Source organism: Escherichia sp. AM3 (assembly GCF_032029835.1).
GTDB lineage: Bacteria > Pseudomonadota > Gammaproteobacteria > Enterobacterales > Enterobacteriaceae > Escherichia > Escherichia coli.
The window spans coordinates 1-600 of record NZ_JAVUPQ010000508.1; the positions used below are offsets into that span (position 1 = coordinate 1).

General features: G+C 49.2%; 1 protein-coding gene and 1 pseudogene. Both read right to left on the reverse strand.

The window, feature by feature from the left end; all coding sequences use genetic code 11:
* Nucleotides 1–202 (reverse strand): hypothetical protein (locus RTW80_RS26915; RefSeq protein ID WP_171867958.1); only part of this gene is annotated, 202 nt, incomplete at its 3' end.
* A gap of 89 nt (nucleotides 203–291) precedes the next feature.
* Nucleotides 292–600: pseudogene (gene traT, locus RTW80_RS26920) on the reverse strand (IncI1-type conjugal transfer protein TraT); the annotation flags it as partial.

The following is a 600-nucleotide window of genomic DNA, read 5'->3' on the forward strand; positions in this document are numbered from 1 at the left end:
CTTCAAAGACAGAGAGATATTCTCCACGCTTTGTGGCTGCAATATAGGGCGAATTCAGCCATGGGCGACGTTCACGATCCTGTCTGTCCAGACCAATTACAGTACGTAAATCGCAATACTCAACAAAACTGCTTGCGACAGAGAAACGGGATAGCGTGTTCAGACAGTCTTCGATAGTGAAGATTAAACGGTTTATGTTCATAGGTGAGGGAACTCCGGACTTACAGGAGGGAGGTTTGTGCAGTTTGATTTTTTTAATGCCACCCCGCGCTGGAGTGGCATGAAGAAAAATCAATCAACGTATTCTTTTTTGATGAATGAATCTGGTGTCAGAATCAGGGCAATCCCGTTCATTTTTTCACGCAGGGGCGAACGACCGGAAGGTGGATAGCGACGAAAAACGTCAGCGAAATCGGCCGGGCGGAAACTGCGGAATTTATCCTCAACCGCCAGTCTGTTTTGCATCAGTGCAGAGAGCGCTTCCCGTCCCCGCCGGACCCGGAACTTATCATTACTGAAAACTTCCTGTAATGAACGACGGTTAAGGGCCACGACCGTGGATGGATGAAGGTCGGGTAGCCACACCATAACGCCCTGTGC